This is a genomic window from Rhodoferax sp., assembly GCF_018780565.1.
GTDB lineage: Bacteria > Pseudomonadota > Gammaproteobacteria > Burkholderiales > Burkholderiaceae_C > Rhodoferax.
This window is the reverse complement of record NZ_JADMJN010000005.1, coordinates 317,367-340,623: the sequence shown is the minus strand read 5'-3', so window position 1 is coordinate 340,623 and position 23,257 is coordinate 317,367. Positions and strand designations below refer to the sequence as shown.

General features: G+C 60.5%; 21 protein-coding genes and 1 pseudogene. 17 read left to right on the top strand and 5 right to left on the bottom strand.

Annotated elements, in window-relative coordinates:
- Positions 1-37: 37 nt before the first annotated feature.
- The 3 genes from IV109_RS09070 to IV109_RS09060 are packed head-to-tail and all read right to left on the bottom strand — an operon-like array spanning position 38 to position 2,893.
- Positions 38-1,642 (bottom strand): alkaline phosphatase D family protein, encoded by a 1,605-nt coding sequence (locus tag IV109_RS09070; protein ID WP_296695058.1) that lies wholly within the window; start codon positions 1,640-1,642, stop codon positions 38-40.
- Positions 1,643-1,667: 25 nt separating this feature from the next.
- Positions 1,668-2,573: a DUF1932 domain-containing protein gene (locus IV109_RS09065; protein ID WP_296695057.1), complete on the bottom strand. Its 906-nt coding sequence runs from the start codon at positions 2,571-2,573 to the stop codon at positions 1,668-1,670.
- A gap of 32 nt (positions 2,574-2,605) precedes the next feature.
- Complete coding sequence (locus tag IV109_RS09060) at positions 2,606-2,893, bottom strand: late competence development ComFB family protein (RefSeq protein ID WP_296695054.1); 288 nt, start codon at positions 2,891-2,893, stop codon at positions 2,606-2,608.
- A 215-nt stretch (positions 2,894-3,108) separates the two neighbouring features.
- Between IV109_RS09060 and IV109_RS09055 the strand changes: the two genes are divergently transcribed.
- From IV109_RS09055 to IV109_RS08975, 17 genes are all read left to right on the top strand, one after another.
- Positions 3,109-3,891, top strand: a complete 783-nt coding sequence (locus tag IV109_RS09055) for a crotonase/enoyl-CoA hydratase family protein (RefSeq protein ID WP_296695052.1) — start codon at positions 3,109-3,111, stop codon at positions 3,889-3,891.
- A 7-nt stretch (positions 3,892-3,898) separates the two neighbouring features.
- Positions 3,899-5,758 (top strand): feruloyl-CoA synthase, encoded by a 1,860-nt coding sequence (locus IV109_RS09050; RefSeq protein WP_296695050.1) that lies wholly within the window; start codon positions 3,899-3,901, stop codon positions 5,756-5,758.
- A 13-nt stretch (positions 5,759-5,771) separates the two neighbouring features.
- Positions 5,772-7,022 carry a thiolase family protein gene (locus tag IV109_RS09045; protein ID WP_296695049.1) on the top strand — a complete coding sequence of 417 codons (1,251 nt, stop codon included), beginning with the start codon at positions 5,772-5,774 and terminating at the stop codon, positions 7,020-7,022.
- 94 nt (positions 7,023-7,116) lie between these two features.
- Positions 7,117-7,902 (top strand): SDR family NAD(P)-dependent oxidoreductase, encoded by a 786-nt coding sequence (locus IV109_RS09040; protein WP_296695048.1) that lies wholly within the window; start codon positions 7,117-7,119, stop codon positions 7,900-7,902.
- Positions 7,903-7,917: 15 nt separating this feature from the next.
- Positions 7,918-8,337: an acyl-CoA thioesterase gene (locus IV109_RS09035; RefSeq protein WP_296695047.1), complete on the top strand. Its 420-nt coding sequence runs from the start codon at positions 7,918-7,920 to the stop codon at positions 8,335-8,337.
- A gap of 53 nt (positions 8,338-8,390) precedes the next feature.
- A complete protein-coding gene (locus IV109_RS09030) occupies positions 8,391-9,524 on the top strand; it encodes an ABC transporter substrate-binding protein (protein WP_296695045.1) in 1,134 nt (377 codons plus the stop codon).
- A 2-nt stretch (positions 9,525-9,526) separates the two neighbouring features.
- The gene (locus tag IV109_RS09025) at positions 9,527-10,567 is read left to right on the top strand and encodes a branched-chain amino acid ABC transporter permease (protein ID WP_296695043.1); all 1,041 of its coding nucleotides are present in this window, start codon (positions 9,527-9,529) and stop codon (positions 10,565-10,567) included.
- A 1-nt stretch (position 10,568) separates the two neighbouring features.
- On the top strand, positions 10,569-12,335 hold the full coding sequence (locus tag IV109_RS09020; RefSeq protein ID WP_296695042.1) for a branched-chain amino acid ABC transporter ATP-binding protein/permease: 1,767 nt from the start codon (positions 10,569-10,571) through the stop codon (positions 12,333-12,335).
- A 14-nt stretch (positions 12,336-12,349) separates the two neighbouring features.
- Positions 12,350-13,087, top strand: coding sequence for an ABC transporter ATP-binding protein (locus IV109_RS09015; protein WP_296695041.1), 738 nt, complete (start codon positions 12,350-12,352; stop codon positions 13,085-13,087).
- Positions 13,084-14,790: an acyl-CoA dehydrogenase gene (locus IV109_RS09010; protein WP_296695040.1), complete on the top strand. Its 1,707-nt coding sequence runs from the start codon at positions 13,084-13,086 to the stop codon at positions 14,788-14,790. The genes IV109_RS09015 and IV109_RS09010 overlap by 4 nt, the downstream gene beginning before the upstream one ends.
- 36 nt (positions 14,791-14,826) lie before the next feature.
- Positions 14,827-15,282: a MarR family winged helix-turn-helix transcriptional regulator gene (locus tag IV109_RS09005; RefSeq protein ID WP_296695039.1), complete on the top strand. Its 456-nt coding sequence runs from the start codon at positions 14,827-14,829 to the stop codon at positions 15,280-15,282.
- A gap of 208 nt (positions 15,283-15,490) precedes the next feature.
- On the top strand, positions 15,491-15,805 hold the full coding sequence (locus IV109_RS09000; protein ID WP_296695036.1) for a winged helix-turn-helix transcriptional regulator: 315 nt from the start codon (positions 15,491-15,493) through the stop codon (positions 15,803-15,805).
- A 224-nt stretch (positions 15,806-16,029) separates the two neighbouring features.
- A complete protein-coding gene (locus IV109_RS08995) occupies positions 16,030-16,383 on the top strand; it encodes an FKBP-type peptidyl-prolyl cis-trans isomerase (protein WP_296695035.1) in 354 nt (117 codons plus the stop codon).
- A gap of 92 nt (positions 16,384-16,475) precedes the next feature.
- Positions 16,476-17,036, top strand: coding sequence for a nucleotide exchange factor GrpE (grpE, locus tag IV109_RS08990; RefSeq protein ID WP_296695033.1), 561 nt, complete (start codon positions 16,476-16,478; stop codon positions 17,034-17,036).
- Between the two features lie 68 nt (positions 17,037-17,104).
- On the top strand, positions 17,105-19,057 hold the full coding sequence (gene dnaK / locus IV109_RS08985; protein WP_296695031.1) for a molecular chaperone DnaK: 1,953 nt from the start codon (positions 17,105-17,107) through the stop codon (positions 19,055-19,057).
- A gap of 91 nt (positions 19,058-19,148) precedes the next feature.
- Positions 19,149-20,291 (top strand): molecular chaperone DnaJ, encoded by a 1,143-nt coding sequence (gene dnaJ / locus IV109_RS08980; protein WP_296695029.1) that lies wholly within the window; start codon positions 19,149-19,151, stop codon positions 20,289-20,291.
- Positions 20,292-20,413: 122 nt separating this feature from the next.
- Positions 20,414-21,778, top strand: coding sequence for an MBL fold metallo-hydrolase (locus tag IV109_RS08975; protein ID WP_296695027.1), 1,365 nt, complete (start codon positions 20,414-20,416; stop codon positions 21,776-21,778).
- A gap of 19 nt (positions 21,779-21,797) precedes the next feature.
- Here the strand turns inward: IV109_RS08975 and IV109_RS08970 are convergent, their stop codons facing one another.
- Both IV109_RS08970 and IV109_RS08965 read right to left on the bottom strand, forming a co-directional pair.
- Positions 21,798-22,910 (bottom strand): PA0069 family radical SAM protein, encoded by a 1,113-nt coding sequence (locus IV109_RS08970; RefSeq protein WP_296695026.1) that lies wholly within the window; start codon positions 22,908-22,910, stop codon positions 21,798-21,800.
- Between the two features lie 2 nt (positions 22,911-22,912).
- Positions 22,913-23,122: pseudogene (locus IV109_RS08965) on the bottom strand (phage integrase N-terminal SAM-like domain-containing protein); the annotation flags it as partial.
- Positions 23,123-23,257 lie beyond the last annotated feature (135 nt).

Below are 23,257 nucleotides of genomic sequence, written 5' to 3'. Positions count from 1 at the left end.
CTGCAGAATTCCGCCGAGTGGCCAGAACGCCCTGCGTTCAGCTGCGCTCAATCACAGGGCGACCGCTTTGAACAGAAAATTGGGCCAGGGTTTCGATACGGGTGTCCCTGCTGGTCACGTCATCGACCACGCGCAAGGTGGTGGTGAGTTCTTTGGGCGTGAATTCCACCACGCCATAGCCCTTGCGCTCGGCGTCGGCAAATACAAAATGCGGGTTCTCGGCCAGTCGCTCGGCCGTTTTGGCATTGCCACCCGAGCGCGAGGTGATGCTGGTGCCACAAAATTCAACGCCTACGCTGACGCTGTTTACATCCGCGTAATCGGCCTTGATGTGGCCCACCCAGTTTTCATGCACATCGCCACCCAACAGAACAGGGTTGGCCACCGAGTGCTTGCGCAGCGAATCGGTCAGGCGCATGCGCGCGGCGCTGTAGCCATCCCAGCCGTCGTTCCAGAGGGTTTGTCCGGGGCCAGGCTTGAAGTCACGCTGCCCCAACAGCGTCTGCTGCCCCACCACGTTCCAACCAGAATCACGTGACTGTGTCTTGGCCAATTCGTTGCTCAGCCACTGCTCCTGCGGCAGACCCAGCATGCTGCGCTTGGGGTCATTCCATGAGGGACACTGGGCCGGATTGACCGTGCTTGAGCCCAATCCGTTGCCCTTGGTGCATGCCTGTGGATCCTTGTATTGCCGGGCATCCAGCAGGTACAGGGATGCCAGGCGACCATATTGCAAACGTGAATAGATCCGCATCTCGGCCCCACTTGCCAAACCGGCCACGGCCTTGGTCAACACAGAGGCACGAATCGGCATGTGCTCGTAATACGCCTGATAGGCCGCAGCCCGACGCGCCGCAAAATTGGCCGGTGACGAGGGGTCGGTCATGCCGCTGTCGCCGGCTTGAAGTCCGGCGTAGTCGTTTTGCACCTCGTGATCATCCCAGGTCATGAGCCATGGGCAGGTGGCATGCATGGCCTGCAAATCGGCCTCGCCTCTGTACAAGGCATAGCGCTGCCGATAATCATCCAGACTCAGTACCCAGCCTCCACTGGGTATGCGCACCTTGCTGCTTCGGCCTGTGTATTCGTAGATGTAGTCGCCCAGAAACATCACCGCGTCCAGGTTTTCCTCGCGCATGTGCCGCCATGCGGTGAAGTAGCCGTCCTCCCACTTCTGGCAGGAGGCATAGCCCAGTCGCAGCCTGGCCACTGCCGCGTCGGCCTTCGGGAAGGTACGCGTACGCCCCACCGGACTGACGGCATCACCCACCATGAATCGGTAAAAGTACCAGCGGTCCGGCTCCAGACCGGCCACTTCAACATGGACCGAATGCGCCAGCTCCGGGCTGGCGATGGCTTGCCCGCTCAGGACGATGCGTGCAAATTTGTCGTCATGCGCCACTTGCCACTGCACGGTGATAGGCTCGCGCCCCAGGCTGGCGCCTAACAGGCCTGGGCCATGCAGGCGCGTCCACAGCACCACCGAGTCATGGGTAGGCGAGCCACTGGCCACGCCCAGCGTGAAAGGGTTGCTGGTCAAGCGGGGCTGACTCCAGGCGCTGCGCGGTAGCCAAAGTGCCATGGCACTGGCACCGGCGAGTTGAAGAAGCCGGCGTCGATCCGGAAAATCAGGACTGGTCATACTGCGCCCCTGCTGCGGTCGAAGCTCAAAGCTGGCTTCGCTCCAGCAAACGGTCTGCATACTGTTGCCACGCGGCGTCCTTGGGCAAACCCTCGAACACGCCGTCGCGGCTTTGCTGGGCAACCCAATCGTGCTTTTCGGCGATGGCGCAGGCCATCCAGGGCTCGAACCCGGCCTCGCGCACTGTGTTGGCCGCCTCGCGCATTTCCTCGGCGCGCCGCTTGCCATGCTGCGCCACCCGGCTGAAGAAATAAGAACCCTGCTTCTCCCAGTCGATGGAGGGAAAAGTCTCGACCAGGGTTGGAAGCACATGGGCTTCCACCCCATAGGCGCGCGCTGTGGTGTAGCTTTCAATGACCAGGGCCTCCAGGCCCTTGATCATCACACTGCGGCACATCTTGATGGCCGAGGCCACACCGATTTCGGTTGCGACCGCCCTGGCGTCCATGCCCATGGCGCACAGCAGTTCCGCCAGGGCCTGCGCTTGTCCGCCACCCAGCAACATGGGCACACGGATACCGTAAGGTGGCACCGAGGTCATGACACCCGCTTCCACGTAATGAGCGCCCGTCGCATCGATCAGTTGCGCGGCCTGCTGCTTGGTGCCCGGCGAGGCTGAATTCAGGTCCAGAAAAATGGTGCCCGGGCGAATATGCAGCGCTGCGGCCTGTGCCACGGCCAGCGTGTTGGAGGCCGTCACGGCAGAAATGATGAGGTCGGCGTTCTCGCACAGGTCCTGCATGGATCGGCATACCCGCACGCCCGACTGTGCGGCGTGAGCGGCTTCGGCTTCGCGCACGGTTGCCAGTTCAAGCGCCGGATCCAGTTTGAGATCCCAGGCGCTTATGCTGCTCACACCGCCCTTCAGGCCCGTCGTGAATATCTTGCCGACTTCACCATAGCCGACCATGCCAATGTGCTGCACTTTCATTCAGCGCGCCCTGGCAGCAGCCGATGTGTCCCTCATGCCGCAGCACCCCGTTTGGCTGCGCGCTCCGCCACAAAGGAAAACGCAAATTCGAGCACTTCCTTCATGGTTGTTTCAATGGCGTGACGCTCGTGCTCGGTCAGATAAAACATCATGTCCACATCGTGCCGAACGTAGCGAGCCGGCAAGCGGTTCAAAGCAACGCAAGCCACATCGGCCAGCATGTCGGGGGTGAAGTCTGGATGCGCCTCTGAAAGACGCACCACGTCTTCAAATACCAGACGCTCGTAATAGTTGTGAACCTGCTCGAAATTGATAGCCATAAATCTCTCCAAAAGCCAAAAACAAGACGCTGCCTAGCGTCGAACCTTAGCAGCAACAGCGGTATCTGACAAGAAGGATAGCGGCCCCTGCGACTCTAAAAGGCGGCACCCTTGGGTACAAGAAACAAGGGTAAACACCAATTCAAATTGTAATTTCGGAGCTTGAACTAGTTATATTTAATAATCATAATTCAACCCACCAACAGAAAATCATCATGAGCAACAAACACATTCACTTCGAACTCCAGGGCGAACAACAGGAAGTCGCGATCATCCGCCTCACGCGCAGCGCCAAGCGCAATGCCATGAATGATGCGCTTGTTCTGGCGCTGCGCGCGTTGTTCGAAAAGATGCCTGCCAGCGTTCGCGCCGCCGTCATTGACGGCGATGGAGAACACTTCTGCGCCGGCCTGGATCTGAGCGAGTTGCAGGAACGCGATGCCGGCCAGGGCATGTTCCATTCCCGCATGTGGCACGCGGCCCTTGAATGCGTGCAGTACGGCCCAGTGCCGGTCATCGCTGCGCTGCACGGTGCCGTGGTCGGCGGCGGGCTGGAGCTGGCCAGTGCTTGTCATATCCGCGTGGCCGACGACACCACCTTCTATGCCTTGCCCGAGGGGTCGCGCGGCATCTTTGTCGGGGGTGGCGGCTCGGTGCGCATTCCGCGTCTGATTGGTGCAGCTCGCATGACCGACATGATGCTCACGGGTCGTGTCTACAACGCCCAGGACGGCGAGCGCATTGGCTTGGCGCAGTATCTGGTGCCCAAAGGGACCGCGTTTGACAAAGCCCTGGAGCTGGCCAAACGTGTGGCGCAGAACGCCCCGCTCACCAACTATGCCCTCACCCACGTGCTGCCCCGCATTGCCGAGCAACCGGCCGATCAGGGCTATATCACCGAAGCCATGATGGCCGCGATTGCGCAGAGCGCGCCAGAAGCCAAGAGCCGCGTGCGCGCCTTCGTCGAAGGTCGCGCAGCCAAAGTGCAAAGAGCCTGACGAAGCCATGACAGCTCCTCAATTTCGACCGCTGACATTTGGCGTCACCCGCGTCAACCTGCGCGATGGTGCAACCGGTGTGCACTACCTGCGTGCCGAACAGTCTTTACAGGACTACCCGGCGCGTATCACCGACCGCCTGCAACACTGGGCGCAAGTGGCGCCTCAGCGCACCTTCATGGCACGGCGTGAAAGACTGGCCAGTGGCGGCACAGGGGACTGGCGCCACATCACTTACGCGCAGGCCTGGCGCACGGCGCGCAACATCGCACAAGCACTCATCAACCGCAAGTTGAGTGTGGAGCGCCCTGTGGCGATCCTGTCCGAAAATGACCTGGAACACGCTTTGCTGGCATTGGGTTGCTTGGTGGCAGGCGTGCCTTTTGTCCCGGCTTCCCCGGCCTACTCACTGGTCAGCCAGGACTTTGAGAAGCTGCGTCATGTACTGCGAACGGTGACCCCGGGTCTGGTGTTCGCCGCTGACTCGGCCCGCTACGGGAAAGCCTTGACTGCCGCGGTGCAGGACGATGTGGAAGTGATCCTGACCGAAGGCTCCTTGCCGGGTCGCACCAGCACGGCGTTTGCCGATTTGGCCGACACACCGGCCACAGCGCAGGTCGATCAGGCGATGCAGGCCACCGGGCCTGACACGATCACCAAGTTCCTGTTCACCAGCGGCTCCACCAAATTGCCCAAGGCCGTGATCAACACCCAGCGTATGTGGTGCGCCAACCAGCAGCAAATGGCCCAATCCATGCCGGTGCTGACGCAAGACCCCCCGGTACTGGTGGACTGGCTGCCCTGGAACCATACCTTTGGCGGCAACCACAACTTCGGCATGGTGCTGTACCACGGCGGCACCATGTACATCGATGACGGCAAGCCCACGCCGCTGCTGGTGGCTGAAACACTGCGCAATCTGCGCGAGATCGCACCCACCGTGTATTTCAACGTGCCGACCGGGTTTGAAGCGATTGCCAACGCGATGAAGACCGATGATGCCCTGCGCAGCAAGCTGCTGTCCCGCGTGAAGATGTTCTTTTATGCAGGTGCGGCGTTGGCCCAGCCGGTATGGGATAGCCTGTACGAATCCGAGGAAAGGGAAATTGGCGAGCGCATCGTCATGACCACAGGCCTGGGCATGACCGAGTCCGGCCCCTTCGCCATTTTCGTCACCAACCCCAATGTCAAGGCCGGGGACCTGGGTGTACCCACGCCGGGCATGGAGCTCAAGCTGGTGGACATGGGCGGCAAGACCGAGGTGCGCTACAAGGGTCCGAATATCACGCCCGGCTACTGGCGCGCACCCGAGGAAACGGCGGCTCATTTTGACGAAGAAGGTTTCTTCTGCTCAGGCGACGCGGTCAAGTGGATCGATGAGACCGACGTGCACCAGGGCTTGAAATTTGACGGCCGCATCGCCGAAGATTTCAAGCTCGCCACTGGAACCTTCGTCAGTGTGGGACCCCTGCGCGCCAAAATTGTGGCTGCAGGCGCGCCCTACATTCAGGATGTGGTGCTGACCGGCATCAATCTCAAGGAGGTCGGCGCCATGGTGTTCCCGACTCAGGCGGTGCGTTCCCTGAGCGGCCTGGATGCCAGCGTGCCCATGGCCGACGTGCTGTCGAGCCCGGCGGTGCTGGCGCATTTTCAGAAAGTCATCAACGCGTTGAGCCAGGCCAGCACAGGCAGCGCCAGCCGTGTTGCCCGCATGTGCCTGTTGTCCGAGCCGCCCACCATTGACCGGGGCGAAATCACCGACAAAGGCTCCATCAACCAGCGCGCGGTACTTGCGCATCGCGCCGAAACGGTCGAGGCACTGCATGCCGACACCCTGCACACCATTTTGAAACCCCAAACGAACTGAAAGCCTCACGACCATGGCCACCAAAGGATTTTTCTCCCATTTCGACGATGTCTGGATGCTGGACGGCGTGCGCACTCCCATGGTGGACTATTGCGGCGCACTCGGCCACATTTCACCCACCGACCTCGGCATCAAGGTCGCCCGCGCCGTGCTCGAACGCAGCGATGTACCCGCCGCCGACATTGGCTCCGTCATCACCGGCAACATGGCACCCGGCGACTTCGAGCAATTCATGCTGCCGCGCCACATTGGCTTGTATGCCGGCGTGCCAATCGAAGTGCCGGCCCTCATGACACAACGCATTTGCGGCACCGGATTCGAGCTGTTTCGCCAGGCTGGCGAGCAAATTCAAAGCGGCGCCTGCGAGGCCGCGCTGGTGGTAGGCGCAGAAAGCATGACGCGCAATCCCATTGCCGCGTTTGACCACCGCACCGGTTTCAAACTGGGCGCGCCGGTGGGTTTCAAGGATTTCATGTGGGAAGCCCTGAACGATTCAGCGGCCGGTATCAACATGATCCAGACCGCAGAAAATCTGGCCAAAAAATACAGCATCACGCGCGAACAGGTGGACGAGTTTGCCTCGCAATCGTTTGCCAAAGCGGTCGCTGCGCAACAGGCGGGCTTTCACGCTGGCGAGATCGTGCCGGTGGTCTCTGAAAAGTTTGAGCTCCAAGGCTACAAAACCCGTGGCATCAAGCTGCAAGGCAAAACGCTCGAAGTCGCGCAGGATACCCATGCCCGCATCTCCCCTGTCGACGTACTGGCCAAGCTGCGCTCGGTGTACGAAGGCGGCGTGCAAACAGGTGGCAACAGTTCGGCCCTGGTGGACGCTGCGGCTGCGGCCGTCGTCGCATCCGGCGCTTACGCCAAGGCGCATGGCAAGAAGCCGCTGGCTCGCGTGGTGGCCGCTGCCGTGGTGGGCGTCCCCCCCGAAATCATGGGCATTGGCCCGGCACCGGCCATCCGCCTGCTGCTCGAGCGCACCGGTTTGACGCTCGACCAGATCGGCCGTTTCGAGATCAACGAAGCCCAGGGCGCGCAAACGCTGGCCGTCGGCAAGGACTTGGGACTGGACATGAGTCGCCTCAATGTCAATGGCGGCGCCATTGCGCTGGGTCACCCACTGGCGGCCACTGGAGTCCGCCTGACGATTACCGTGGCGCGGGAACTCAAGCGCGCTGGGCTGCGCTGGGGCATTGCATCGGCCTGCATCGGCGGCGGACAGGGCATCGCGTTGCTGCTGGAAAACACCGACGCCCCTTGAGCTCCCCACTTCTTAAGAAAATAGGCCTCCGGCCCTCATCGAACCTCAACAATCAGCTATTAAATATATAGCAATCATTTTTCGAAAGACCGACATGAACATTCAAGGACACTCCGCTCTCGTGACTGGCGCTGGCTCGGGCCTGGGTGAAGCCACCGCTCGTGAACTCGCCCGCCTGGGCGCCAAGGTTGCGTTGCTGGACATGAATCTGGCCAACGCCGAGAAGGTGGCCGCCGAGATCAATGCGGCCCATGGACAAGGCAGCGCGCTGGCCTGCCAGTGCGACATCACCAACACCGAGAGCCTGCAAGCCGCCATCGCCAAGGCATCTGCCGCTCAAGGTCCGGCACGCATCCTGATGAGCATTGCCGGCATTGGCGCGGCCAAGCGCGTGGTCGCCAAGGACGGCTCGGCCGCCCCGCTGGAAGATTTTGTGCGCGTGATCAACGTCAACCTGATCGGTACCTACAACGCAGCACGCCTGTTTGCTGCCGAATGCGCGAAGCTGTCCCCCATGGAGGACGGCGAGCGCGGCGTGATGGTGTTCACCGCTTCGGTTGCGGCCTTTGACGGCCAGGTGGGTCAGCAGGCCTACAGCGCCTCCAAGAGCGGCGTGGTTGGCATGACCTTGCCCATGGCACGCGATCTGGCGCAGCATGGCATTCGTGTCTGCACCATTGCCCCCGGTTTGTTTGCCACACCGCTGATGAAGACCCTGCCCGAACCCGTGCAGGCATCGCTGGCCGCCAGCATCCCCTTCCCTGCACGCCTGGGCAAACCCGAAGAGTTTGCGCAACTGGCCAGCCACATCGTGACCAACGTGCACCTGAACGGCGAAGTGATCCGCCTGGACGGCGCACTGCGCATGGCGCCCCGCTAATTCAGGCACACCACCATGAGCAAAACCGTTGTCTATGAGGTCGAGGTGATGTTCGGCGATTGCGATCCCGCCGGCATTGTGTTTTTCCCGAATTTTTCCAAGTGGATGGATGCATCCTCGCTGAATTTTTTCGTGAAGTGCGGTGTTCAACCCTGGCGCGAACTGGTTAAGACCACCGGCATCATCGGCACACCGCTGCTGGAAATCCACACCAAATTCATGCGTCCTGCCACCTATGGTGAAACGCTGCAGATACACACCTCGGTTGAAGAATGGCGCGACAAGGTCTTCATTCACAAGCACCTGGTCAAGCGGGGCGACGATTTGCTGTGCGAAGGCAGCGAAACCCGTGCGTTCTGCATGCGCCTGCCGGACAACCCGGATCGCATCAAGGCGATTCCTGTGCCGCCGGACATTCGCCAGCTTTGCAGCTAGCGCATTAGCCACCGATCTCTTTCCCTCACCACTACTACTCAGGAGACAAAACCATGAAACTCTTCAAGACAACTGTTGCAACTGCCATCGCGGCCCTGGCGGCCGGTGTGGCACAGGCCGACATCAATATCGGCGTCAGCCTATCGCTGACCGGCCCCACATCAGCGCTGGGCATCCCGATCAAGAATGCGATCGGCATGTACCCCACCAGCATTGGAGGACAAAAGCTCAATGTGATCATTCTGGACGACGCAACCGATCCGGCCAGCGCCACCAAGAATGCACGCCGCCTGGTCACGGACGACAAGGTCGACATCCTGCTGGGCTCTGTGGCCACGCCACCGGCCAATGCGGTCGCGGCAGTGGCCTCGGAAACCGGCACCATGCACCTGACCTTTGCACCCATTGATGTTTCTACCAACAAGGCACCCTGGTCGTACAACATGCCCCAGTCCACGCTGGTCATGTCGCACGCCATCGTGGCGCACATGAAGAAGCAAGGCGTCAAGACGGTCGGTTTCCTGGGTTATGCCGACGCTTTTGGCGAACTCTTCCTGCGCGACATGAAAGTCAAGATGGCCGGCACCGACCTGAAATTCGTCTCCGAAGAGCGTTTTGCGCGTACCGACACCAGCGTGACCGGCCAGGCGCTCAAAGTAACCGCCGGTGCGCCGGATGCGATCCTGATCGTGGCTTCCGGCAGCGGCGCTGCAATGCCCCACAAGGCCCTGATTGAGCGCGGCTACAAAGGCAAGATCTACCAAACCCACGGTGCCGCATCGCGCGACCTGATGCGGGTTGGCGGCAAGGACGTGGAAGGTGCTTTTGTGGTCGCCGGCCCTGGCATGGTGGCCGAGCAACTGCCCGCCAACCACCCCAGCAAAAAGGTTGCGATGGCCCACGTGGAAAGCTGGGAGAAGGTTTACGGACCCAACACACGAAATCCGTTTGCCGGTCATGCTTACGATGCGTCCATCGTTCTGCAAAAAATCATTCCGATTGCGTTGAAAACAGCCCAGCCCGGTACCAAGGAGTTCCGTGGCGCGCTCAAAGCGGCACTGGAAAACGCCGGTCCGATTCCGCTGTTTCACGGCACGGTGAACTACACCGCCACCAACCATGCGGGCTACACCGATGACACCGGTGTGATCATGCGCATCACCAACGGCGACTGGAAACTGCAATAACCATGGATTTCTCAATCGCCAGCATCCTTGTCGTCGATGGACTGACCAATGGTGCTATCTATGCCTTGCTGGGACTGGCAACGGTGCTGGTGTTTGCGGTGACCCGCGTGATCTTTATTCCCCAGGGGGAGTTCGTCACCTACGGCGCACTCACCCTGGCGATTTTGCAGACGGGCAAAGTGCCGGGCACGATCTGGTTGCTGCTTTTGCTGGCCGCTGTAGCGGCCCTGGCGGAGTCCTTTCAGACCTGGAAAAGGCACCAGTCCGCCACATCTGCCGTGGTGGCTGGCCTCAAGGTCATGGTTATTCCGGTCGTGATTGGCCTGGTCACCATCTGGGCAGCCCCACAGCAGTTCTCTTTGCTGGTGCAGGCCGTCTTGTCGGTCTGCATCGTGACTTGTTTCGGACCCCTGGTGTACCGGCTGGCTTACCAGTCGCTGGCCGATGCAAGCTCCCTGGTGCTGCTGATCGTGTCGGTCGGCGTGCACTTTGCCCTCACCGGGCTGGGCCTGGTGTTCTTTGGTGCAGAAGGGTTTCGCAATCCGCCGTTCTGGGACGCACGCTTCAGCCTGGGTGCGGTCAACCTCTCTGGTCAGGCGATCATCATCGCCCTGGCCTCGGCCTCGCTGATCGTGCTGCTCTGGCTCTTCTTTGAGCGCAGCCTGTATGGCAAGGCCCTGCGCGCCACCGCCGTCAACCGGCTGGGTGCGCGGCTCATGGGTATTTCCTCGCAGACGGCGGGGCAGCTCACACTGGCCATGGCCGCCCTGATCGGTGCGCTGTCGGGCTTGCTGATTGGTCCCACCACCACCGTGTTTTTTGACTCAGGATTTCTCATCGGCCTCAAAGGCTTTGTCGCAGCCGTCATCGGTGGGCTGGTCAGCTACCCCGGGGCGGCGGTGGGCGCCTTGCTGGTTGGGGTGATCGAGGCCTTTGGTTCTTTCTGGGCCAGCTCGTTCAAGGAAGTCATTGTGTTCACCCTGATCCTTCCCGTGTTGCTGTGGCGTTCGCTCACATCGGGTCATTCCGACGAGGAGCACTGAGATGACTTCAAGAAAAGCAGGATGGCTGGCCATCATCACCCTCATTGGACTGATCGCGGTGCTGCCAGTGCCGGAATTCTGGATCATCCAGCTCAATTACATTGGCATCTCCAGCCTGGCTGTGCTGGGCTTGATTCTTCTGACGGGCGTGGGCGGCTTGACCTCGTTCGGACAGGCGGCCTTTGTTGGCATCGGCGCCTACACCTCTGCCTACCTCACGGTGAACGCCGGGCTTTCGCCCTGGCTGACGCTGCTCATCGGCATGGCGCTCACGGCAACATGCGCCATTGTGCTGGGCTGGATCACCTTGCGCATGTCGGGGCACTACCTGCCTCTGGCCACGATCGCCTGGGGACTGTCGCTCTACTACATCATGGGCAACCTGGAAGCACTGGGCAAATACGATGGCATTCTGGATGTGCAGAGCCTTAAGGTTGGGGGCTGGGATCTGGGCCACGGGCGCGTTTTCTTTGTCATGACCTGGAGCCTGCTTCTGCTGGCCAGCCTTGGCATGATTCACCTGCTGGACTCGCGCGTGGGCCGGGCCATACGCTCGCTCAAGACTGGCTCGCAAATGGCCGAGTCCATGGGCATTGACACCCTCAAATTCAAGATCGGCATCTTCACCCTGGCGGCGCTGCTGGCCAGCATGTCGGGCTGGTTGTACGCACATTTTCAACGCGCAGTGAACCCGTCTCCCTTCGGCATGCAGATCGGCATCGAGTACCTGTTCATGGCCGTTCTGGGCGGCGCCGGGCATGTTTGGGGTGCCATCACGGGCGTCACCATCACCAAGCTCTTGTCCGACCAGTTGCAGGTGCTGTTGCCCAAGCTCATCGGCACCAGCGGCAGCTACGAGATCATTGTCTTCGGCGTATTGCTGGTGCTGACCCTGAAGTACGCACCCGAAGGCATCTGGGCGTTTGTGGACCGCAGGCTTCCCAAAGCCCCGCGCAAAGTCGACTGGCACCAGGCCGCCCCACTGGCCCACCGCAGCAAACCCGCTGCCGGTGAGGTCGTGTTGCAGGTGAAGGATATCCGCAAGGAATTTGGCGGCCTGGTTGCGGTGAACAACATCAACTTCACGGTGCAATCGGCCCAAATCGTCGGCTTGATCGGACCGAACGGCGCTGGCAAGTCCACCACCTTCAACCTGATCACGGGCGTGCTCCGGCCCACCAGTGGAAGCGTCACATTCCGGGGCGAAAGCATCACCAACTCTGCGTCGCGCGAAATTGCCAAGCGTGGCATTTCGCGCACCTTTCAGCACGTCAAGATGATCGCCGACATGACGGTGCTGGAAAACGTTGCGCTGGGTGCTCACCTGCGGGGCGATCAGGGCGCGGTGTCGGCCATGCTGCGACTCGATCGCAGCGAAGAGCAAGGCTTGTTCAAAGAAGCCGAGTTCCAGTTGCGACGTGTCGGCATGGGCGAGTACCTGCATGAACTCGCAGGCAACCTGGCCATGGGCCAGCAGCGCCTGCTGGAAATTGCCCGTGCCCTGTGCAACGACCCGGCCCTGCTGTTGCTGGACGAACCGGCCGCCGGTTTGCGCCACAAAGAAAAGCAGGCACTGGCCGATGTGCTGCGCCAGCTCAAGTCCGAAGGCCTGAGCATTCTGCTGGTCGAGCACGACATGGACCTCGTCATGCAAGTCACCGACCGCATTGTGGTCATGGAATTCGGCACCCGCCTGATCGAGGGCACACCGGAAGAAATTCAGGCCAGTCCTGAAGTGCGCGCGGCCTACCTCGGCACCGAGCACTGAGAAAGCCATACAACATGTCATCACCCATCCTCAAGGTCCAGGGGCTCCATGCGGGCTATGGCAAAGCCGAAGTTTTGCGCTCCATCGAGCTTGAAGCCGCGCCGGGCAGCATCATCACCGTCATCGGGCCCAATGGCGCCGGCAAATCGACCCTGCTAAACGCCTTGATGGGCGTGCTCCCATCGACCGGACGCATTGAGTACGCCGGCGAATCCATTGCAAATCTGCCACTCGAAGAGCGTGTGATGCTGGGCATTGCCCTGGTGCCCGAACGCCGCGAGCTGTTTGGCAGCATGTCGGTCGAAGACAACCTGGTGCTGGGTGCCTACCGCCAGCTCAGACAGCACAACAAACAATGGCGTGAGCAGATTGACGTGGTGTTCGAACTGTTTCCGCGCCTGAAGGAGCGCCGCCTCCAGGAAGCCGGTACCCTGTCCGGTGGCGAGCGGCAAATGCTGGCCGTTGGCCGGGCGCTGATGTCGCGCCCCACCCTGCTCATGCTGGATGAACCCAGCCTGGGTCTGGCACCCTTGATCGTGAAAGAAATTTTCCGCACAATTGACGCCCTGCGAAAAACCGGCGTCACCACTTTGCTGGTGGAACAAAACGCACGTGCAGCCCTGGAAACCGCCGACTACGGCTACGTCCTGGAGATGGGCGAAATCGCCTTGCAGGGCCCCGCATCAGACCTGGCCACCGACCCGCGCGTGATCGACACCTACCTGGGCGCTGCCCGAAAAAGCACGCCATGAACTACACGCCACCGCTGGAAGACATTCACTTTATCCTTCATGAAGTGCTCAAGGCCCCTGCACAATTGCAGGCCTTGCCATCGTTTGCAGACACGGATGCCACCCTGATGCACCAAGTGGTGAACGAGGCCGGCAAATTCGTCGCCCAGGCAGTGGCGCCCCTGCAAAGTGTGGGCGACACCATGGGCTGCAAGTTCGTCAACGGCGCCGTGACCACCCCGCCCGGATTCAGGGATGCGTACCAGGCCTTCTGGCAAGGCGGCTGGCCTGCATTGGCATGCGCGCCGCAAGACGGCGGCCAGGGTTTGCCCGCCGTGCTGGAAGCTGTGCTGTTTGAGATGCTCAGCGGTGCCAACCATGGCTGGACCATGGCCCCCGGCCTGCTGCACGGCGCCTACGAATGCATCAGGCACCACGGCAGCGAGGCGCTGAAAAGCCGCTACCTTGAAAAAGTGGCTACCGGCGAATGGCTGGCCACCATGTGCCTCACCGAGCCGCATGCCGGCAGCGACCTCGGGCTGGTGCGAACCCGTGCGCTGCCCCAAGCCGATGGCAGCTACCGCATCAGTGGCACCAAAATTTTCATATCGGGTGGCGAACACGACCTGACCGACAACATCATTCATCTGGTGCTCGCCAGACTGCCTGATGCGCCGCCCGGACCCAAGGGCCTGTCGCTGTTTCTCGCGCCCAAGCTGATGCCCGATGCCTCGCGCAACACCATTCACTGCGAACGCATCGAGGAAAAAATGGGCCTGCACGGCAGCCCCACCTGCGTCATGCGGTTTGACGAAGCTACCGGCTGGATGATTGGCGAGCCGCACCACGGACTGAATGCCATGTTTGTGATGATGAACGCGGCGCGCTTGCATGTGGGCCTGCAAGGCATTGGTCTGCTGGAGGCAGCCTGGCAAAAGGCCGACGCCTACGCCAAGGAACGTCGGCAAATGCGTGCGCCCAAGCAAGTCATGAGCGCCACGCCGGACCTGATCGGCGAACACCCCGCGATGCGCCGCATTCTGGCCACGCAGAGAGCCTGGATTGAAAGCGGCCGGGTGCTGGCCTACCGCACCGCCATCGAACTCGACATGGCCAAACACCACCCCGATGGCGCCCGCCAACACGCAGCGCAGCAGTGGTGCAGCCTGGTCACGCCGGTACTCAAGGCGGCCTGGACCGCCCAGGCGTTTCACGGCAGCAGCGATTGCCTGCAGGTATTTGGCGGCCATGGCTATGTGCGCGAAGGGGGCATCGAGCAAATCGTGCGCGACTCGCGGGTCAGCATGATTTACGAAGGTACCAACGAGATCCAGGCGATTGACCTGCTGGTTCGCAAAGTTCTGGGCGACGGTGGCGCGGGCATGTCCGCCCTGCTGCACGATCTGTGCGACGGACTCGATCTCCAGGTCGCCATACAGGCGAGCCTGCACGCGCAGGCGGATTCACTGAATCAAATTACCCGGGATTTGGTTCATGCCGCCAAGACCAATCCTGAACTTCCGTTCTGGGTGGCCGACGACTACCTTCGCGCCGTGGCCCTGACCTTGCTGGCCTGGTCATGGGTGCAGATCAATGCGGCCACGTCGTCCCGCGCTCTGTCGGCCGATCCAGCCCGATGGGTCGAACCCGCACGCGCCGTCGAGTACTGGATTCTTCCGGAGTGTCACATGCGTCTGCACATCATCAAGGCGCGCCTGATGTGAGTCTGTATGATCCCCGGCTTTCCCCCTTGACGCCCTATGGACGACCAGACCCAGCCACCTTTCGTAGATAAAGTCGATACCAGCTACCTGGAAACCCTGGTCGGCTACAACTCGCGTCGGGCAGCGCTGGTCATCATTGGCGAGTTTCTGGAGCGCATGGCCATCTACGACTTGCGTCCGGTTGATTTCTCGGTGCTGTCACTCGTCGTGCACAACCCCGGCATTACCTCCCGTCAGTTGTGCAGCACCCTGGGCATACTGGCGCCCAACCTTGTCGGCATGGTCAATGCCATGGAAAAGCGCGCCCTGATTGCCCGCAGGCCCCATCCACATGATGGTCGCGCCATGGGGCTGCACCCCACCACAGCGGGCCTGGACATGATGCGCCAGGCAGAAAAAACAGCCGCTCAACTGGAAAAAGAAAGCACCTCGGCACTGAGCGCGACAGAACGAAAGACCCTGATGCGCTTGTTGAAAAAGATCTACAAGTAGTTTTGCCGCAACTTCCATCGCCTCTTTTGCGGTTTTTAATGTGCATTGCCCACGCTAAATGGCTAAAGACAGCTATGAAACTTGTAGCAGGCAAAAATCTACGTTATAGTTTCTGGTCACGCCGGAAAACTGCGGGCTTCGAAAGCCGATGCCCCTGACAAGTTAAAACACCCCGGCGAACAACCAACGCTTTGAGGAGAGCCGTTTAATGAGTTCCAAAGAAAATGCCGCAGTCGGTCAGTTGCTGGGCCTGCTCGAGTCACGGTACGCCATCCGGGTACTGTGGGCCTTGAAGGATGGGCACGCCCAGACCTTTCGGCTGTTGCAAGACAGCGTTGGCGGCATTACCCCCAATACCTTGAACACACGTATCAAGGAATTGCGCGAAGCTGGCCTCGTCAGCCACGGCAATACCGGCTACATCGTGACCTCCTCGGGTGCAGACCTGCTCAAACGCCTGGGCGATCTGCCCGCGTTTGCGGCCAAATGGGCCAGCACCCAAGCCAAGAAGGTCAAGCCGTAACGGCCATCTGACCGGGAAAGCGCTCACCCATCGCACCCGCAGTGGGCGTTGCCTCCAGAAGACAGGTTCAGCCTGTCTTTTTTTTGTCCCCTATTTGATGACTCCGGGTACTGGCAATGCCGCTGGCGTCAGGCTCTGCTGGCATAATTTCGGGTTTTCTGGGTGTCGTCCACGCAAAACGTGCACGCCCAGCTACATATTTGATAGCAAACAAGGAATACCTCATGACGACCACCCCATCCGGCCTGCAATATGAAGACACTACCGTCGGAGAAGGCGCAACAGCGACCAAAGGCCAGAGCGTGACAGTCCACTACACCGGCTGGCTCTACAACGACGGCGTGCAAGGCGCCAAGTTCGACTCCAGCAAAGACCGCAACGATCCGTTCGTCTTCTCACTGGGCGCCGGCATGGTGATTCGCGGATGGGACGAAGGCGTGGCCGGCATGAAGGTGGGCGGTGCCCGCACCCTCATCATCCCGTCTGACCTGGGCTATGGCTCGCGTGGTGCCGGTGGCGTCATCCCGCCCAATGCCACCCTGAAGTTTGACGTGGAACTGCTCGGTCTCTCGGGCTGATTTTTGCCATTGCCGGAACCGAATCCGGCTCTTGAATTGCCTTCATACGCCCCCATTTGCGGGGCGTAGTATTTGAAATTTGGCTCCATAGCATGTCTGACACCAATCCAACTCAACCCCATCCAGCCCAGTCTGGCTACCAAAGCACCGAGGAAATGGTTGCCGCCCAGTCCTCTCACGAGTCCGATGCACTCTCAAAGGCCCAGGCCGATCTGGCTGAACTGCAGGCCAAGAGCGCCGATCTGGCTGATCAGTACCTTCGGGCCAAGGCCGAGGCCGACAACGCCCGCCGCCGTGCTGAAGAAGAAATCTCGAAGGCCCGTAAATTCGCGGTGGAGAGTTTTGCTGAAAGCCTGTTGCCGGTCACTGACAGCCTGGAGGCTGGCCTGCTCATCAAGGACGCCACCATCGAGCAGATTCGCGAAGGTGCCCAAGCCACATTGCGCCAGTTGCTCGCAGCCCTGGAGCGCAATAAGGTGATTGCCATCAACCCGGCCGCCGGTGCCAAATTTGACCCCCATCTGCATCAGGCCATCAGCGTGGTGCCTTCCGAGCATGAGGCCAATACCGTGGTCACCGTACTGCAAAAAGGCTATTCCATTGCAGACCGCACCTTGCGTCCCGCGCTTGTGACCGTCTCGGCGCCCAAATAATCACTATTGCGACTTGAAATATTTCGAGTTATCCACAAGTTCAAAACATCTAAAAACTGGAGTTAATCATGGGAAGAATCATCGGCATCGATTTGGGCACCACCAACAGCTGCGTGGCCATCATGGAGGGCAACACGCCCAAAGTCATCGAGAACTCTGAAGGTGCGCGCACCACACCCTCGATCATTGCTTACCAGGAAGACGGTGAAGTATTGGTTGGCGCCTCGGCCAAACGCCAGGCCGTGACCAACCCCAAGAATACCCTGTACGCGGTGAAGCGCCTGATCGGCCGCAAGTTCACCGAAAAAGAAGTACAAAAAGACATCGACCTGATGCCCTACAAGATTGCCGCTGCCGACAACGGCGACGCATGGGTTGAAGTGCGTGGCAACCGCATGGCGCCCCAACAGGTCAGCGCCGACGTGCTGCGCAAGATGAAGAAAACCGCCGAAGACTACCTCGGCGAAGAAGTGACGGAAGCCGTCATCACGGTACCCGCTTACTTCAATGACGCACAGCGCCAGGCTACCAAGGATGCAGGCCGCATCGCGGGTCTGGACGTCAAGCGCATCATCAACGAACCCACCGCAGCAGCCCTGGCCTTCGGCCTGGACAAGAACGAAAAAGGCGATCGCAAAATTGCCGTGTATGACCTTGGCGGCGGCACCTTCGACGTGTCCATCATCGAAATCGCCGACGTTGACGGCGAGAAACAATTCGAAGTGTTGTCCACCAATGGCGATACCTTCCTGGGCGGCGAAGACTTCGACCAGCGCATCATCGACTTCATCATCTCCGAGTTCAAGAAAGAGCAAGGCGTTGACTTGGGCAAGGACGTGCTGGCCCTGCAGCGTTTGAAAGAAGCCGCTGAGAAGGCCAAGATCGAACTCTCCAGCAGCGCGCAGACCGACATCAACCTGCCGTACGTCACCGCTGATGCATCGGGCCCCAAACACTTGAACATCAAGTTGACCCGCGCCAAGCTGGAATCCCTGGTGGAAGAGTTGATCGAGCGCACCATTGCTCCAATCCGCACGGCTTTGAAAGATGCCGGTGTCAGTGCCTCTGACATCCATGACGTGATCCTGGTTGGCGGTATGACCCGCATGCCCAAGGTGCAGGAAAAGGTCAAGGAACTGTTCGGCAAAGAGCCGCGCAAGGACGTGAACCCCGACGAAGCCGTGGCGGTTGGCGCTGCCATTCAAGGTCAGGTGCTCTCCGGTGACCGCAAGGATGTGCTCCTGCTTGACGTGACACCTTTGAGCCTGGGTATTGAAACCATGGGTGGCGTGATGACCAAGATGATCACCAAGAACACCACCATCCCGACCAAGTTTGCGCAGACCTTCTCCACGGCAGAAGACAACCAGCCGGCCGTGACCATCAAGGTGTTCCAGGGCGAGCGTGAGATTGCATCGGGCAACAAGATGCTGGGCGAGTTCAACCTCGAAGGCATTCCACCTGCAGCACGCGGCACACCGCAGATCGAAGTGTCTTTCGATATCGACGCCAACGGCATTCTGCACGTCGGCGCCAAAGACAAGGGCACCGGCAAAGAGAGCAAGATCACCATCAAGGCCAACTCCGGCCTGAGCGAAGCTGAAATCCAGCAAATGGTGAAGGATGCCGAACTCAATGCCGCCGAAGACAAGAAGAAGCTTGAACTCGTGCAAGCCAAGAACCAGGCCGATACCGCGATGCACAGCGTGAAGAAAAGCCTGACCGAATACGGCGACAAGCTCGAAGCCTCTGAAAAGGAAAAGATCGAAGAAGCGATCAAGCACCTTGAAGAAGCCATCAAGGGTGACGACAAGGCGCACATTGACGAGAAGAGCACTGCACTGATGACCGTCAGCCAGAAGCTGGGCGAGAAGATGTATGCCGACCAGCAAGCCAAGGAAGCCGCTGCAGCCGCACAAGCCGGCGGCGATGCGGGTGGCGCTGGCCCACAGGGTTCTTCGGCGCAAGCCGCTGACGACAACGTGGTCGATGCGGAAGTGAAAGAAGTCAAGAAGGGATAAGCGCTTGCGCTGAACACTGCAAATAGGCGCCGCGTTGAACAGCTTGAATGTTCAACGCGGCGTTTGTGTTGAAACCGGGCACTGAAAGACCATGGCAAAAAGAGATTACTACGATGTTTTGGGTGTTCCCAAGAACGCCTCGGACGAAGAAATCAAAAAGGCATATCGCAAACATGCGATGAAGCATCACCCTGACCGCAATCAGGGTGACTCCTCCAAGGTGGCCGAGGAAAAGTTCAAGGAATCCAAGGAAGCCTACGAAATGCTGTCGGACCCGCAAAAACGCGCGGCCTACGACCAGCACGGCTTCGCCGGTGTCGACCCGAATATGCGGGGTCCGGGCGGAGCAGGCGGTGAGGGATACGGCGGATTTGCCGAAGCTTTCGGCGATATTTTTGGCGACATGTTTGGGCAGCAACGCGGACGCCCCGCAGGTGGCGGACGCCAGGTATTTCGCGGCAGCGACCTGAGCTACGCCATGGAAGTGACGCTGGAAGAAGCAGCCAAGGGCAAGGATGCACAGATCCGTATCCCGAGCTGGGACTCCTGCGACACCTGCCACGGCAGCGGCGCAAAGCCGGGCACACAAGCCAAGACCTGCGGCACCTGCAGCGGCTCGGGCTCGGTCCAGATGCGTCAGGGCTTCTTCAGCGTGCAGCAAACCTGCCCCACCTGCCGGGGCACGGGCAAGGTGATTCCCGAACCTTGCACGGCCTGCCACGGACAGGGCAAGATCAAGAAGCAGAAAACGCTGGAAGTCAAAATTCCGGCCGGTATCGATGGCGGCATGCGCATCCGCAGCGCGGGCAACGGCGAACCCGGCACCAATGGCGGCCCGGCGGGGGACCTGTACATTGAAATCCGCCTCAAGAAGCACGACATTTTTGAGCGCGATGGCGACGACATCCACTGCTCGGTGCCCATCAGCATCGTCACCGCCTCCCTCGGTGGCGAAATCGATGTGCCCACGCTGGCAGGCAAAGCCGCCATTGACATCCCAGAAGGCACGCAAACCGGCAAGCAATTCCGGCTGCGTGGCAAGGGCATCAAGGGTGTTCGCTCCAGCTATCCCGGTGACCTGTACTGCCACATACTGGTGGAAACACCTGTGAAGCTCACCGAGCATCAGCGCAAGCTCTTGCGTGAACTTGACGAATCCCTCAAAAAGGGTGGCAGCAAACATTCACCCAGTGGCGACAGCTGGACCAACCGACTGAAGAGCTTTTTCAGTTGATGAACATCAGCGATCATCAGGAAAACTGATGCCCCAGGAATGCCGCGAATGATACGAATCAGTTCGCGGCATTTTTTTGGGCATAGTCTGGCCATGGCAACAAACCAAGGGGAGTCCCTCATATGAGCGTCAATATTACATTTCTGGGGGGCACCGGCACCGTTACCGGTTCCAAGTACCTGGTACGCCATGGCACGGAGAGCGTGCTGGTGGACTGCGGCCTGTTCCAGGGCTACAAGCAGCTTCGCCTGCGCAACTGGACCCCCCTGCCCATGGCGCCGGACCAGATTGATGCCGTGCTGCTGACCCACGCCCACCTGGACCACAGCGGCTACTTGCCCCTGCTGGCCAAGGAAGGTTTCGCAGGCCACGTGTACGCCACCCCCGGCACACGCGACCTGTGCCGCATCCTGCTGCCTGACAGCGGTCACATCCAGGAAGAAGACGCCGCCTTTTTGAACCGCCACGGCCTGACCAACCATGCACCGGCCATGCCGCTGTATACCCGGCAAGACGCACTGGACTGCCTGCCCCTGATCAAGACCATGGACTTCAGCAAGCCCTTTGCCCCCCTGCCCGGCTGGCGCGCCACCTTTTTCCCGGCCGGCCACATACTGGGTGCGGCCAGCTTGCTGCTGGAGGTGTCCGGCCGGCGCATTCTGTTCTCGGGCGATTTGGGGCGGCCCGATGACCTGATCATGAACCCACCGGACCGGCCACCCTTGGCAGACACGGTCTTGATCGAATCCACCTATGGCGACCGCGAACACCCCAAGGAAGACGTCCTGGCTGAACTGGGCCCGGCCTTGCGCAAGCTGGCCAAGCGCGGAGGCGTGGCCGTGGTGCCCGTGTTTGCCGTAGGGCGGGCGCAGGCCCTGCTGCATGCCATCCACCTGCTCAAGGCGAGTGGTGACATACCCAAATCGCTGCCGATTTTTCTGGACAGCCCGATGGCGGTGCACACCACGCATTTGTTTGAACATCACCTCGGGGAACACCGGCTCAGCACCAAGGATGCCCATGCTCTGACACACTCGGCCACCATGGTCAACAGCACCGATGAATCGCGCGCCCTGGCCAGCCGGCACGGCCCCATGGTGATTCTGTCGGCCAGCGGCATGGCCACCGGTGGGCGCGTGTTGCACCACCTGGCTCTCTACGCTGGCAACCACCGCAACATGATCATCCTGACCGGCTACCAGGCCCCCGGCACGCGCGGCGCCACGCTGGCCAGTGGTGCCAAAACCGTGCGCATTCATGGACGCGATGTGGAGGTCAATGCCGAGGTTGTGCAACTGCAATCGGCCTCGGCCCATGCGGACGCCAGCCAGATCCTGACATGGTTGCGCTCCATGCCCCAGGCGCCCGATCAGGTCTATGTGGTGCATGGCGAGCTCGGCGCATCGGACGAACTGCGCAAGCGCATCAAGCATGAACTGGGCTGGCGCGCCATGGTTCCCGAACACGGGTCCACCTGGCCCACCTGAGGCCCCTGGACTGCCCCGCTTAAAACAGGCTGCCCTGCCCGTGCAGCAATGAAGGGCGAAACTGTGTGACATCCAGCGCCACCCGCTCCCGGTTCAAGCCCAGGCGGGCACAGGTTTTTTCAAAGCGCTGATGAATCAAATCGGCCCACAGCCCCCGCCCCTTCATGCGGGAGGCAAAGTTGCTGTCGTAAACCTTGCCTTGATGCCGTGCGTCGCGGTCCATGTTGTGCATCTCCTGGATGCGCGCCATCACGCGGGCGGCACGCTGCGGGTAATGCAAACCCAGCCACTCCTGAAACAGTGGGTTCAGCTCCCAGGGCAGGCGCAGCACCGTGTAGAAAGCACTGCGTGCACCAGCGTCATAGGCTGCTGCCAGCACCTGCTCCATGTCGTCATTGATAAAAGGAATTTGTGGCGCCACACTCACGCCCACCGGCACCCCGGCCGCGGCCAGCGTGCGGATGGTGCGCAGACGCCGGTGCGGTGCAGCTGCGCGCGGCTCCAGCTTGCGGGCCAACTCGCCATCCAGCGTGGTGATCGTCACGTACACCGCTGCCAGCTTGCGCGCCGCCATGGGGCCGAGCAGGTCCAGGTCACGCTCGACGCCGCTGCCCTTGGTCACCAGCGCCAAGGGGTGATGACACGTGTGCAGAAGCTCCAGCACACTGCGGGTGATGCGCAGCTCGCGCTCCAGCGGTTGGTAGGCATCGGTGGCCGAACCAATGACGATTTGCTGCGGCACATAGCTGCGCGCACTCAACTCACGCGCCAGCACAGCAGCCAGATTGCGCTTGGCGATGATTTTGGTTTCAAAGTCCAGCCCGGGCGACAGGTTCAGGTAACTGTGCGTAGGCCGCGCGTAGCAGTACACACAACCGTGCTCGCAACCCCGGTACGGATTGAGCCCGTAATCGAAGTGAATGTCGGGCGAATCGTTGCGCGTGATGGCGCTTTTGGCTTCTTCCAGCATCACCTCAGTGGCCAGGGGCTGCGGCCCATCGGGCGCGGACTCTTGCAGCGTGCCCCAGCCATCGTCAAATGCATCACGCTCGACCGATTCAAATCGATGCGCCAGGCGTGTGGCAGCGCCCCGGCCCTTGATGGCATGGATGGGGATGCCAACTTCTTTCATGCCACGGCACTCAAAGCATCCCTCACCTCCGGCGCGGTGCGAATACGCTCGGTTGCCAGCATCTGACCATTGCGCCCTGACCAACGGATAAAGAGACGCACCCAGTACAGGTAAACCTTCTCGGTACTGAGGCTATAGTGCATGTACCGAATGCGCTCGCGCAACTGATCCAACAAGCGAACGGATTGCAGCGGAGGGTTGCCGGGTTTCATGGAAATTTTATAACTGTATTTTTGTACAGTATATCCAGATAAAAACAAGGCTACAAGCCACTTTCAGGGAGATTTCATGGCCAGTATATCGAGCAGGGTCCAGTATATCGAGCGCGTTGCGCTCTGGACATCACG